General features: G+C 74.5%; 8 protein-coding genes. 6 read left to right on the top strand and 2 right to left on the bottom strand.

All coding sequences use genetic code 11. From position 1 onward, the window contains the following. Positions 1–20: 20 nt before the first annotated feature. From ACZ50K_RS09630 to ACZ50K_RS09640, 3 genes are read left to right on the top strand one after another with little or no spacing between them, the layout of a single operon-like run. Entirely contained in the window at positions 21–1,229 is a 1,209-nt protein-coding gene (locus ACZ50K_RS09630) for a toxic anion resistance protein (protein ID WP_468899737.1), read from the top strand. Further along, a complete protein-coding gene (locus ACZ50K_RS09635) occupies positions 1,226–2,872 on the top strand; it encodes a substrate-binding domain-containing protein (RefSeq protein WP_468899740.1) in 1,647 nt (548 codons plus the stop codon). Before ACZ50K_RS09630 ends, ACZ50K_RS09635 begins: the two co-directional genes overlap by 4 nt. Continuing rightward, on the top strand, positions 2,859–3,488 hold the full coding sequence (locus tag ACZ50K_RS09640; RefSeq protein ID WP_468899742.1) for a hypothetical protein: 630 nt from the start codon (positions 2,859–2,861) through the stop codon (positions 3,486–3,488). The genes ACZ50K_RS09635 and ACZ50K_RS09640 overlap by 14 nt, the downstream gene beginning before the upstream one ends. A gap of 76 nt (positions 3,489–3,564) precedes the next feature. On the opposite strand, the gene ACZ50K_RS09645 is transcribed toward ACZ50K_RS09640, so the two are convergent. Beyond that, positions 3,565–5,385: a phosphoenolpyruvate carboxykinase (GTP) gene (locus ACZ50K_RS09645; protein ID WP_468899744.1), complete on the bottom strand. Its 1,821-nt coding sequence runs from the start codon at positions 5,383–5,385 to the stop codon at positions 3,565–3,567. 248 nt (positions 5,386–5,633) lie between these two features. Here ACZ50K_RS09645 and trhA point away from each other — a divergent pair, with 248 nt between their 5' ends. Further along, positions 5,634–6,296, top strand: a complete 663-nt coding sequence (gene trhA / locus ACZ50K_RS09650; protein ID WP_468899747.1) for a PAQR family membrane homeostasis protein TrhA — start codon at positions 5,634–5,636, stop codon at positions 6,294–6,296. Between the two features lie 389 nt (positions 6,297–6,685). Here the strand turns inward: trhA and ACZ50K_RS09655 are convergent, their stop codons facing one another. Next, positions 6,686–8,755 (bottom strand): thioredoxin domain-containing protein, encoded by a 2,070-nt coding sequence (locus ACZ50K_RS09655; protein WP_468899750.1) that lies wholly within the window; start codon positions 8,753–8,755, stop codon positions 6,686–6,688. 112 nt (positions 8,756–8,867) lie between these two features. Between ACZ50K_RS09655 and ACZ50K_RS09660 the strand changes: the two genes are divergently transcribed. Both ACZ50K_RS09660 and ACZ50K_RS09665 read left to right on the top strand, forming a co-directional pair. After that, positions 8,868–9,434, top strand: a complete 567-nt coding sequence (locus ACZ50K_RS09660; protein WP_468899752.1) for a Uma2 family endonuclease — start codon at positions 8,868–8,870, stop codon at positions 9,432–9,434. A gap of 339 nt (positions 9,435–9,773) precedes the next feature. Then, positions 9,774–13,202, top strand: coding sequence for a tetratricopeptide repeat protein (locus ACZ50K_RS09665; RefSeq protein ID WP_468899755.1), 3,429 nt, complete (start codon positions 9,774–9,776; stop codon positions 13,200–13,202).

The raw sequence follows: 13,202 nt of genomic DNA on the forward strand, positions 1-13,202 counted from the left end.
GAGGCGAGGACACGCATCCCATGACACCGACACCGCCCGAGAACCCGGACCCGGCCGCCGCGCCGCTGGTCCTCCACCCGCCCGAGCCGGTGCCCGCCGTCCGCCCCGAGCAGGCCTCCGGCCTGGTCCCCCTCCAGGACGGGGTGCACGAGGAGATGGCCCGCCGGGCCGCGGAGTACGTCGGCTCGCTCTCCGGACTCGACGCCCGCTCCCCCGAGTTCGCCACCCGGATCGGCGAGATCACCGGGCTGGGCGGGGCAGACATCCGCAGTGCCGCCCAGCAGTCCAACCGGATGCTCGACCGGGCCGTCCGCTCCCTCGGGCGGGACGGCGGGGACGGCGGCGACGCCCAGGGCCGGGTCGCCGGCTCGCTGGTCGAGCTCCGCCGCACGGTCGAGGACCTCGATCCGCGGGACGCCCCCGCCAAGGGGGCCCGCCGGCTGCTGTCCAGGCTGCCCGGCGGCAACCGGTTCCGCGACCACGTCGCCAAGTACGCCTCCTCCCGGGCCACCCTCGACCGGATCGTGGGCGCGCTGCGCGGCGGGCAGGACGAGCTCCGCCGCGACAACGCCGCCCTGAACACCGAGCGGGCCCGGCTCTGGGAGACCATGGGCAAGCTCCAGGAGTACGCGGTCCTCACCGAGGCCCTGGACTCGGCCGTGGAGGCGAGGATCGCCGAGGTGGCGCCCGCCCACCCCCAGCAGGCCGACGCCATCCGCGCGGACGTGCTGTTCCCGGTCCGGCAGAAGCACCAGGACCTGCTGACCCAGCTGGCCGTCTGCGCCCAGGGCTATCTCGCGATGGACGTGGTCCGGCGGAACAACGACGAGCTGATCAAGGGGGTGGACCGGGCCGCCACCACCACCGTGTCCGCCCTGCGGATCGCGGTGATGCTGGCCTCCGCCCTGGACAACCAGCGCAAGGTGGTCGAGCAGGTCGACAGCCTGCGCGGCACCACCGAGGACCTGATCCGGGGCAACGCGGAGATGCTGAGCACCCGGAGCGGGGAGATCCAGCGGATCGCCGCCGACCCGGCGGTGGGCGCGGAGACCCTGCGGGCCGCCTTCCAGCAGATCTACCGGACCCTCGACACCATCGACAGCTTCAAGGTGCAGGCCACCGCGAACATGGCGGCCACCGTGGAGTCCCTCACCGGGGAGCTCCGGGCCGCCTCCGCGCACCTGGCCCGCACCCGGACCTCCGGGGCCCTGGAAGGGGACCCCCGGTGAGGGGCCGGAGCGGCACGCTGCCGGCCGGCGCCCGCGCCCACACCCACGCCCGCGCGCTCGCCCTCGTGCTGACCGCGGTGCTGGCCCTGGCCGGATGCACCTCCGAGGAGCCGTCCGGCAGCCCGGAGACCGGGCGGAGCGCCGCCTACCGGGACGGCGCCCTGCGGGTGCTGGCCTCCAGCGAGCTGGCCGACCTCCGGCCGGTCCTGGACCGGGCGGAGAAGGCCACCGGGGTCCGGACCGAGCTCACCTGGACCGGCACCCTGGACGCGGTGGAGCGGATCGCGTCCGGGGCGGCCGACGGGACGTACGACGCCGTCTGGCTGTCCTCCAACGACTATCTGCGGCTGCGGCCCGAGGCGGCCCGGAAGCTGGGCTCCGAGACCCCGGTGATGTCCTCGCCGGTGGCCGTCGGGGTGAAGCCGCAGGCGCTGGCCCGGCTCGGCTGGAAGCCGGAGGAGGTCACCTGGTCGGCGGTGCACTCGGCGGTCGCCGCCGGGCGGCTGACGTACGGGATGACCGACCCGGTGCGCTCCAACTCCGGTTTCTCCGCGCTGGTGTCGGTGGCCTCCGGACTGTCCGGCGCGCAGGCCGCCCTCACCGGCGCGGACGTGGCGAAGGCCGCGCCCCGGCTGAAGGAGTTCTTCGCCGGGCAGCGGCTCACCTCCGGCTCCTCCGGCTGGCTGGCCACCGCCTACACCCGGCGCTCGGACGTGGCCGCCCTGGTGAACTACGAGTCGGTGCTGCTGTCGATGAACCGGGACTCCGGGACCGGGCTGACCGTGATCCGGCCGCGGGACGGGGTGGTCACCGCCGACTACCCGCTGACCCTGCTGGCCTCGGCGCCCCCCGGAGCCCGCGAGTCGGGCCGGCTGCTGACCGGCTATCTGCGGAGCCCGGAGGCCCAGCGGGCGATCACCGGGGAGACCTTCCGGCGGCCGGTGGTCGCCGGGGTGGCGCCGGCCGGCGGGCTGGCCGCCGAACCGCGCCGGGAGCTGCCGTTCCCCGGCACCCTGGCGGTGGCGGACGGGCTGCTCGCCTCGTACGAGCACGAGCTGCGCCGGCCCTCGCGGACCGTGTACGTGCTGGACACCTCCGGCTCGATGTCCGAGGAGGACCGGATCGGGAAGCTGAAGGGGGCGCTCACCGAGCTGACCGGGAGCGGGAGTTCGGGGACCGGGCACCGGTTCCGGGACCGCGAGGAGGTGACCCTGCTGCCCTTCGGTTCGAAGGTGAAGGAGGTGCGCACCCATGTGGTGGAGCCGGGGGCGCCGGAGGCCGCGCTGGCGGCCGTCCGGGCCGATGTGGACGCCCTGCGTCCGCAGGGCGGCACGGCCGTCTACAGCAGTCTGGAGGCGGCGTACCGGCATCTGGGCCAGGGGGGCTCGGACGCCTTCACCTCCATCGTGCTGATGACGGACGGGGAGAACACCGAGGGGGTGGACGCGGGCCACTTCGACGCCTTCTTCGCCGGGCTGCCGGCGGCCCAGCGGACCACCCCGGTGTTCGCGGTGCTGTTCGGGGACTCGGACCGGGCGGAGCTCGGGCACGTCACCGAACTGACCGGCGGGCGGCTGTTCGACGCCACCGGCGGCAGCGGCTCGCTGAACGGGGCCTTCGAGGAGATCCGTGGCTACCAGTAGGCGGGGCGGGGGCGGGGCCAGGCGGGTCCTGGCGTACCTGGAGTCGGGGAAGAACCTGGCCGGCAGCGCCGGCGGGCTGCTCGGGGTGGGCCTGGCCCTGACCGGTGCGGCGGGTTCGGCCTGGCCGCTGGTGGTGGCCGGGCTGTACGGGGCGGGGGCGCTGATCGCCCCGCCGGCGCGGGTGGCGCCGCCGGAGTTCGACCCGAGCGAGCGGCTGGGGGTGGTCCGGGAGGACTTCGGCCGGCTGCGCGCCTATCTGGCGGAGGTGGAGCTGCCGCCGGCGGCCGGCGGGAAGCTGACCGAGCTGCTGGAGCTGTACGGGCGGCTGCTGGACCCGGGCTGGGTCGCGGACGTGCTGGCGGCCGATCCGGAGTCGGTGCACGTGCTGTCCCGGGCGGTCCGGACGGACGTCCCGGAGTCGGTGGACACCTACCACCGGGCCCGCTGGTGGAACCGGCTGCAACCGGGGACGGAGCCGCCGGAACGGCATCTGGAGCGGCAGCTGTCGGTGCTGTACGACGAGGCGGAACAGCTGACGGCGGACCTCCAGGACAGGGAGGCCCGCCGTCAGCAGACGCACACGGCCTATCTGGAGGAGCGCAAGCGCTCTTCCTGACGGGCCGGTGCAACGGTGGGAGCCGCTTGGTCGGGGGTTCCCACGTTCAGGGGGTGCCGGGCGTCGGGTGTGACCCTCAGCCGAGCCGCTCGACCAGTGCGTGGTACTGGTCCCACAGCTCCTTGGGCGTGTGGTCGCCGTAGGTGTTCAGGTGCTCGGGGACCAGGGCGGCCTCCTCGCGCCAGACCTCCTTGTCGACGGTGAGGAGGAAGTCCAGGTCGGCGGCCGGCAGGTCCAGGCCGTCGAGGTCCAGGGAGTCCTTGGTGGGCAGGATGCCGATCGGGGTCTCGACGCCCTCGGCGGTGCCGTCGAGGCGGCCGACGATCCACTTGAGGACGCGGCTGTTCTCGCCGAAGCCGGGCCAGACGAACTTGCCGGCGTCGTTCTTGCGGAACCAGTTCACGTAGTAGATCTTCGGGAGCTTGGCGGCGTCCGCGGTGGCGCCGACCTTCACCCAGTGGGCCATGTAGTCGCCCATGTTGTAGCCGCAGAACGGCAGCATGGCGAAGGGGTCGCGGCGCAGTTCGCCGACCTTGCCCTCGGCGGCGGCGGTCTTCTCGGAGGCGATGTTGGAGCCGATGAAGACACCGTGGTTCCAGTCGAAGGACTCGGTGACCAGCGGGACGGCGGAGGCGCGGCGGCCGCCGAAGAGGATCGCGGAGATCGGGACGCCCTTGGGGTCCTCCCACTCGGGGGCGATCGTCGGGCACTGGGCGGCCGGGACGGCGAACCGGGCGTTGGGGTGGGCGGCGGGCGTCCCGGACTCCGGGGTCCAGGAGTTGCCCTTCCAGTCCGTGAGGTGCGCGGGCGCCTCCTCGGTCATGCCCTCCCACCACACGTCGCCGTCGTCGGTGAGCGCGACGTTGGTGAAGACGGTGTTGGCGTACATCGTCTTCATGGCGTTGGCGTTGGTGTGCTCGCCGGTGCCGGGGGCGACGCCGAAGAACCCGGCCTCCGGGTTGATCGCGTAGAGCCGGCCGTCGGCGCCGAACCGCATCCAGGCGATGTCGTCGCCGATGGTCTCGACCGTCCAGCCGGGGATCGTGGGCTCCAGCATGGCCAGGTTGGTCTTGCCGCAGGCGGAGGGGAAGGCGGCGGCGACGTAGCGGGCCTCGCCGGCCGGCGGGGTCAGCTTGAGGATGAGCATGTGCTCGGCGAGCCAGCCCTCGTCGCGGGCCATCACCGAGGCGATGCGGAGCGCGTAGCACTTCTTGCCGAGCAGGGCGTTGCCGCCGTAGCCGGAGCCGAAGGACCAGATCTCGCGGGTCTCGGGGAAGTGCGAGATGTACTTGGTGGTGTTGCAGGGCCACGGCACGTCGGCCTCGCCCTCGGCCAGCGGGGCGCCGAGGGTGTGGACGGCCTTGACGAAGAACCCGTCGGTGCCGAGCTCGTCGAGGACGGCCTGTCCCATCCGGGTCATGGTGCGCATGGCGACGGCCACGTAGGCGGAGTCGGTGATCTCGACGCCTATGGCGGAGAGCTCGGAGCCGAGCGGGCCCATGCAGAACGGGACGACGTACATCGTCCGGCCCTTCATGGAGCCGCGGAAGATCCCCTTCTCGCCCGCGAAGAGGTCCTTCATCTCCGCGGGGGCCTTCCAGTGGTTCGTGGGCCCGGCGTCCTCGGCCTTCTCGGAGCAGATGAAGGTCCGGTCCTCGACGCGCGCGACGTCGGTGGGGTCGGAGGCGGCGTAGTAGGAGTTCGGGCGCTTGGCCTCGTCGAGCTTCGTGAACGTGCCCTTGGCGACGAGCTCCTCGCACAGCAGCTCGTACTCGGACTCGGAGCCGTCGCACCAGACGACGCGGTCCGGCTGGGTGAGGGCTGCGATCTCGTCCACCCAGGAGAGCAGCTCCTGGTGGTTCGTCGGGTTGGTGGGAGCCGCGTTGTCGCGCGCCACGATTGCTCCTTGTAGAGGGGTTGTTTGGTGTTTGCCCCGTGGGGGCTGCGACCCGGACGCTTCGCGCTCCGCTCATCCGGTGCCGACCGCACTCATCTGATCATCCGGTGGATGTGCGCATATGTCCAGGGGGCCTCTCACGTGAGCATCGCCACTCGATTCAATCTTCGGTAAAGCGGATGTTTCACGCGAGGAAAGGTGGGATCCCACCCACAGAAAACCTACGGAACCGTAGGTAGCATGGCCGTATGACTGCTGAACCGCTCGCGGAAGCCCTCGGCAAGCCGATGATGCGCGGCTGGCTGCACGCCGGGATGTTCCCCGCCGTGGTCGTCGCCGGCCTGGTGCTGATGGCGTTCACCGACTCCACCGAGGCACGGGTGGCCTGCGGGGTGTACATCCTCACCGCGTGCCTGCTCTTCGGCGTCAGCGCGGTCTACCACCGCGGCACCTGGGGCCCGCGCGGCGAGGCCATCCTGCGCCGGCTCGACCACGCCAACATCTTCCTGATCATCGCCGGCACCTACACCCCGCTGACCGTCCTGCTGCTCCCGCCCTCCACCGGCCGGACCCTGCTGTGGGCGGTCTGGCTGGCCGCGGCGGCCGGCATCGCCTTCCGGGTCTTCTGGGTCGGCGCCCCGCGCTGGCTGTACACCCCCTGCTACATCGCCATGGGCTGGGCCGCCGTCTTCTTCCTCCCCGACTTCATGCGGACCGGCGGCATCGCCGTACTGGTCCTGGTGATCGTCGGTGGCCTCCTCTACAGCGCGGGCGGGGTCATCTACGGCATGAAACGCCCCAACCCCTCCCCCCGCTTCTTCGGCTTCCACGAGGTCTTCCACTCCCTCACCCTGGTCGCCTTCGTCACCCACTACGTGGGCATCTCCCTGGCGGCCTACTCCCACGCCTGACGGGCGCCGGCCTGGCCGCCGCCCGTGGTACGGGGGGGGCGGGCCCGCGCCCGTGGTACCGGGGGGCGGTGCGGCCGCCGACCGTATACGGGCGGGCGCAGACGGGTGGCGGCCGACGGCGCCACGGCGGGGCCGGATGCCGGCCTGCCCGGGGCACCGAGCGCCGGGCGGGTGCGGGCCCGGGCCCCTGACTGCGGATCGCTGGCCGTCAGCGGCGGGGCGCGGCGCCGCACGGGCGGGTCGGGGCCTGGGCCCCGGTCCCGGATCGCCGGGCAGGGGCGGGCCCGGGGCCGACCGCTGGGTGCCGGGTGTCAGCGGCCGGGCCGGATGCGGGCCCGGCCGCACACGGGCGGCGACGCGTCCACGGACGGGGGAGGCCGGGGCAGCGCTCAATGGTCGGCGGCGGCCGTGGAACCCAGTTGCTCCGCGAGCGCGGCCGGGTCCGTCGTCGGCCGGTCGCACACGAAGTGCCGGCACACGTACGCCGCCGGCAGACCGCCGACCAGCGTCCGGTCGGCCAGCAGCGGGAACTCCCCCTCCCCCGGCCGGACGGCCGACGGCGCCCCCGCCGCCACCACGGCCCCGGGGGCCGTGGCCAGCAGCGCGGTCCGGTGCAGTGCGGCCGTCGCCGGATCGGCCGGGTCCCCGACCACCGCCACCTCCCGGGGCCCGTCCAGCAGCGCCTCGGCGACGGCCAGTCCGTGCCCGATGAACCTCGGCACCCGCGGCCCCAGCGCGTGCACCACGCCCAGCGCCCGCTCGGCGGCCGTACGGTGCGCCTCGGACCCGGTGTGCGCCGCGTACGACAGCAGGGCGCCGGCCGCCGCCGTCCACCCGGACGGGGCCGCGTTGTCCGTCGGGTCCTGGGGCCGCCGGATCAGCCGCTCCGCGTCATGGGCGGTGTCGTAGAGGGTGCCGTCCTCGGCGGTGAACCGGTCCAGCACCAGGTCGAGCAGGAACCCGGCGAACTCCAGCCAGACGCCTTCCCCGGTGACCGAGGCCAGCGCGAGGAATCCCTCGGCCACGTCCCCGTAGTCCTCCAGCACCCCGGCGTGCGCGCCCGCCTTGCCGTCCTTGCTGGTCCGGTACAGCCGGGCCCGCCCCGCGGTGGAGTCGAAGTGCACCCGCACCAGCAGGTCGGCGGCCTCGGTGGCCCGCTCCACCAGGTCGGGCCGCCCGAAGTACGCCCCGCATTCGGCGAGCGCCGCCACGGCCAGCCCGTTCCAGGCCGCGACCACCTTGTCGTCCCGGCCCGGCGCCGGCCGCCCGTTCCGGGCCGCCAGCAGCCGCTCCCGGATCCCGGCGAGCCGTACGGCGTCCGCCGCCGGGCCCTCCTGCGGCAGCTGCAGCACCGAGCTGCCGTGCTCGAAGGTGCCCTCCTCGGTGACCCCGAAGTACTCGGCGGCCAGCTCCCCGTCCGCCTCCCCCAGGACTTCGCGCAACTGCGCCGGCGTCCACGCGTAGTAGGCGCCCTCCACGTGCCGGCCGGTGCCGTCGTCGCTGTCCGCGTCCAGCGCGGACGCGAATCCGCCCTGCTCGGTGCGCAGCTCCCGGACCATGAAGTCGGCGGTCTCCAGGGCGACCCGGCGGGCCAGGTCGGAGCCGGTGGTCCGCCAGAGGTGGGCGTAGGCCCGGCACAGCAGCGCGTTGTCGTAGAGCATCTTCTCGAAGTGCGGGACCACCCACTCCCGGTCCACCGAGTAGCGGGCGAACCCGCCGCCGAGCTGGTCGTAGATCCCGCCCCGGGCCATCGCCTCACAGGTGTCGGCGGCCATCTGGAGCGCGCCCTCCGACCCGGTCCGGGCATGGTGCCGCAGCAGGAACTCGACCACCATGGACGGCGGGAACTTCGGCGCCCCGCCGAACCCGCCGCGGCTCTGGTCGTACTCCCGGGTCAGCCCCAGCAGCGCCTGCGCCAGCTCCTCCGGCCCGGGCACCCCGGCCCGCCCGTAGTCCAGCTTCCGGCCCGCGAGGTCCGAGGCCACCTTCCGCGCCACCTCGGCGACCTCCCCGGGCCGCCCGACCCACGCGGTCCGCACCCCTTCGAGCACCTGCATGAAGGAGGGCATCCCGTGCCGCGGCTCCGGCGGGAAGTAGGTGCCGAAGTAGAACGGCTCGGCGTCGGCGTTGAGGAACACGGTCATCGGCCAGCCGCCCTGCCCGGTGGCGGCCTGCACGGCCTCCATGTAGACCGCGTCCACGTCCGGCCGCTCCTCGCGGTCCACCTTGACGTTGACGAAGTGCTCGTTCATGTAGGCCGCCGTCAACTCGTCCTCGAAGGACTCGTGCGCCATCACATGACACCAGTGGCAACTGGAGTACCCCACGCTCAACACCACCGGCACCCCCCGCTCCCGCGCCTCGGCGAACGCCTCCGGCGACCAGGGCCACCAGTCGACCGGGTTGTCGGCGTGCTGCAGCAGATACGGCGAGGTCTCGTGCGCGAGGCGGTTAGACATGCACCCATCCTGCCCCACGGCCCCCGCCCGACCCGAGCGGCACGGCACCCCGGAACAGTAGGCTGGTCCCGGCAGCACCGGTCCCGCCGAGGCTCCTCGAAGGAGGCACACGATGACCGCCGAGATGGTGGCGCACGCGTGGATGCACAGCCAGATCAGCGCGGAGCAGTACGACTCCTGGACCGAGGAGCAGTGCGCCGGCATCGAGATCGTGGACGGAATGGTCGTCGTGAGCCCGAGCGCCTCCAAGCGTCACAACCGGCTGGCCCGCCTCCTGGCCAACGCCCTGGACGCCGCCGCAGGCCCGGACTGGAACGCGGACACGTACTTCGACGTCCGGCTGCAGGACGTCCCCCTCACCAACCGCCGCCCGGACGTCATCGTCTACCGGGCGGAAACCATCGACCTCACCCCGACCCGCCCCGAGCACGTGCTCCTGGTCGTCGAGTTCGTGTCGCCCGGTTCGGAGACCACCGACCGGGTCGTGAAGGTGGACCAGTACGCCAAGGCCGGGATCCCCTTCTACTGGCGGGTCGAGCAGGCCGCCACCGGCGTCCCGCTCGTCTACACGTACATCCTCGACCCCGCCACCAAGGCCTACCGGGACGGCGAGGTGTTCACCGGCACGGTGAAGGCCACGGCGCCCTTCTCCGTCACGGTCGACCTCGGGGCCCTGTAGGGGCACCGCGAGGCGGCGCCTCAGGCGATGGCGGCGATGTCACCGTCATCGTTCCACCGGCCCGACTTGTCTCCGGCGACCCAGCGGGATCCTACGGCGCCATGGACGGCGGCCGCCCCGGTGCGGGAACGCCTGTGGTCAGTACGTCCGGTGCCCGGACCAGCGTCGCGAACGCGGACTCGTCCGGGCCGTCGATCCACTCGCGCACCTCGTCAGCGACGTGAATGTCACGGGCGGTGGGGGGTCAAGTAGCTCTGAAGCAGCTCAGATTCGCTCGCCTTCGGGTCTGGGGCGCAGGACACTGGGGTGCTCGACCGGAGCGCTCGGAGGGGGATGCTGATGCGGGACAGCCATCGGAGCGAGGCGGAGCGGCTGTTGGAGCGGGCCGTCGAAGACGAAATGCGGCGCGGGGACGCGCAGGGGGCGGACGCGGGCGTGCTGCTGGCCCGGGGGCGGGAGGCCCTGGACGCGTTGGCGGCGAGTGCCGCCGAGGAGTACGAGGCGTACGTACGGGCGCTGGACGCGGCAGCGGCCGGGGAGCAGTCGCTCGGGGAGGCCTTCCGGCGGGGCAACACCTCGACGGCGCTGCTGGTGACGGCGGTCGCCTCGGTGGCGGCCTTCGCCGCGGACCTGGCGCTCGGGGTGGAGCCGGGCACCTCGCTGGGCGCCGGGGCGCTGGTCGGGGTAGCCGGGGCGGTGGCGACGGTGACCAAGGTGACGGCCACCCATCTGCCGGCCGCGCACCGCCGGGCCGGTGCGCTGAGCCAGCCGGGCGGGCCGGAGCAGTTGCGGCTGAGCTGGCTGTCGGCGCTGGAGGTGCGCGGGGTACGGCCGTTCCTGGAGCAGCAGCGGGCCGCCCGGGCCAAGGCGCGGGCCCCGCGCTCGGGGCAGCCGGGCGGGCCGGTGCTGCGCGGGGTGGACCGTAGCGCGGAGGCCCGGCAGCGCAGTGTGCTGGCCCAGAGTTTCGGTCAACTGCCGGAGCCCGCTGGTGGGTTCGTCGGGCGTCGGGCGGAGGTCGGGCGGATCGCGCAGTGGGTGCAGGCGGCCCGGGCCAGTACCGAGACCCGGCCGGTGGTCGTGGTCCTGCACGGGGAGCCGGGGGTGGGCCGGACCAGTCTGGCCTTCCGGGTGGCCCACCATCTGCGGGACCAGTACCGGGGCGCCTGCGTGGTGGACCTGCGGGGCGGTCTGCCGGGCGGGCAGGCCCCGCTGTCGACCCGGGAGGCGCTGCTGCACCTGCTGAACCGGCTGGGCGCCCCGCGCGAGCGACTGCTGTTCCGGGACGGCTCCTCGGTGGAGCAGCAGTTGCGCCGGCTGGTCGAGCTGTACCACCAGCAGGTGCGGGGGCTCGCGGTGGTCGTGGTCCTGGACGACGCGGTGGACGCGGAGCAGGTGGCGGCGCTGCTGCCGGAGGGTTCGGACTCGCTGGTCCTGGTGACCGGCCGCGAGCCGTTGGACCTGCCGGCCGGGACGCCGGCCTGGGTGCACCGGCTGAAGGTGCGCCCGCTGGCGGGCGCGGACGCGGTCGGGCTGCTCACCGACGGGGGCGCCCGGCCGGCCGGTGCGGGGGCGGAGGCCCTCGCGGAGGCGGCCGGCGGGCTGCCGCTGGCCCTGCGGATGCTGGGCCCGCTGCTGGACCGGCGGACCCCCGCCGAGCTGGTGGCCGCGTTGGCCGCGCCGGGTCCCGAGGCCGTACGTACCGATCCCGTAGGCGCCGATCCCGTACGCGCTGAACCAGGCGCCGAACCCGTAGGCGCCGGCGCTGAGCCGGGCCCCGAGCCCGTACGCCCCGAGCCCGGCCCCGGTGGGAGTGTCGGCGGGCGGAGTGTGCTCGGGCGGGCCGTGGCGGTGGCCGACCGGGAGCAGGGCGAGGCGGCCGGGCTGCTGCTGGCCCGGCTGCCGCTCGCCGGGCGGGCCTCGCTGGGGCCGGCGGCCGCCGCCGCGCTGCTCGACGTACCGGAGCCGGAGGCGCTCTCGGCGCTGGAGGAGCTGTGGCGGGCCGGGCTGATCGACCGGGTGCGCGGGGACCGGTTCCGGATGCACGACGCGGTGCGGGCGTACGCGGCCTCCGGGCCGTTCCGGCCGGCCGGCCGGGAGGCGACGGCCGCGGCCCACGAGCGGCTGATCCGCAACCTCGCCCAGCTGGCCGACGGGGTGATCCGCATGGTGGACGGGAAGACCTCCACCCGGGCCGACCAGTTCGGCGGCCACGGTTTCGGTTCGCTGGACGCGGCCCTGCGCTGGCTGGACGAGGAGTCCTCCTTCATCACCGCGGCGCTGCGGCACACCGAGGGGGTGGACCAGCAGGCGGTGCTGGACCTGTTGGGCGCCCTGTGCGACCACTGCCTGCTGCGCGGGGACCTCTACCGGCTGGGCGAGATCAACGAGCTGACCCAGGCGGTGGAGGAGGCCACCGGAGCCAGCGGGGCCACTGGGGCCACTGGGGCCACTGGGGCCAGCGGGAGCGCCCCGGCCGCCGGGTCGGCCCCGGCAGCCCGGACCGCCGAGCGGGGGCAGCTGGTCCGGTCGGTGCGCTGGCGGACCGGGATCGCGGCCCGCCAGCTCGGCGAGCTGGACAAGGCGCGGACCACGCTGACCGAGGTCGTGGACCAGTTCCGCGAGGCGAACCACGAGCCGGGCGCGGCCCGCGCCCTGGTCTCGCTGGGCATCACCCTGCACCACCAGGGCCACCTCCCGGAGGCCGCCGCGAAGATCCGCGAGGCGGTGGCGCTCCAGGCCGGCGAGGAGCTGGCCGGCGACCGGGCGTGGGCGCTGCACGCGCTCGCGGCGGTGGAACGGGACCTGGCCCACCTCACGGAGGCGCTGGCGCTGCTGGAGGAGTCGCTGCGGCTGCACCGGGACAGCGGGAGCGTGCACGGGCAGGCCTGGGCGCACTTCCAGCGCGGCCAGGTGTTCCTCCGGATGGACGGGGTGCCGGCCGCCGAGGCGGAGTTCCGGCTGGCCAGGGACCTGTACGGGCGGACCCGGGACGCCCGCGGCGAGGCCTGGGCGGTCACCCAGCTGGCGCGGGCCCGGCTGGTGGCCGGGGATCCGGCGGCGGCCGTCGAGGGGCTGGCCGACGCGCTGGCCCGGCAGCGGGAGGCGGAGGACGCCCGCGGCGAGGCCTGGACCCTGTACTACCTGGGGCAGGCGCTGGAGGAACGCGGCGAGCCGGACCGGGCGCTGCGCGAGCTGGAGCGGGCCCGGACCATGTTCTCGCGGATGCGGGACGTGTACGGGCTGGCGTGCGCCCGCCACCACTCCGGCCGGGTGACCCGCGACCAGCGGGCCGCGCGGACCGGGAACCTGCGCAACTCCGGCTTCGCCCGGCAGCTGCTGGTGGACGCCCGGGCGGACTTCCGCCGGATCGGGCTGGCCCACGGGGAGGGCTGGACCTGCCTGGAGCTCGCGGTGGTGGACGCGGGCAACGGCCGGATCCCGCAGGCGCTCGCCCTGTGCGGGGAGGCGGCCGGGCTGTTCGGGACGTACGGGGACCGGCGCGGCGAGGACTGGGCCCGGTTCCTGCGCTGCACGCTGCTGCCGTACGCCGGGGAGGCGGCGTCGGCCGGAACCGAACTGGCCGAGCTGGCGGCCGCCCGACATCCGCTGCGGGACGCGCGGCTGGAGGACTGCGTGGAGGCGTACGCGCTGGTGCTGGCGCGGGGGGTGGAGCCGGCGGAGGGCTGGCAGGGCTGGCGCCTGCGCATGGTGCCGGACCGCCACTCCCGCGAAATCATGGGCGTCCCGGTCCCCACGGCCTCCCCCTGA

The sequence above is a fragment of the Streptomyces sp. NPDC033845 genome (genome assembly GCF_055576225.1).

Excerpts from the sequence above, each read along its gene's own strand:
- ACZ50K_RS09630 (WP_468899737.1), top strand. The coding sequence starts at position 21 with ATGACACCGACACCGCCCGAGAACCCGGACCCGGCCGCCGCGCCGCTG.
- trhA (WP_468899747.1), top strand. The coding sequence starts at position 5,634 with ATGACTGCTGAACCGCTCGCGGAAGCCCTCGGCAAGCCGATGATGCGC.
- ACZ50K_RS09655 (WP_468899750.1), bottom strand. The coding sequence starts at position 8,755 with ATGTCTAACCGCCTCGCGCACGAGACCTCGCCGTATCTGCTGCAGCAC.
- ACZ50K_RS09660 (WP_468899752.1), top strand. The coding sequence starts at position 8,868 with ATGACCGCCGAGATGGTGGCGCACGCGTGGATGCACAGCCAGATCAGC.
- ACZ50K_RS09665 (WP_468899755.1), top strand. The coding sequence starts at position 9,774 with ATGCGGGACAGCCATCGGAGCGAGGCGGAGCGGCTGTTGGAGCGGGCC.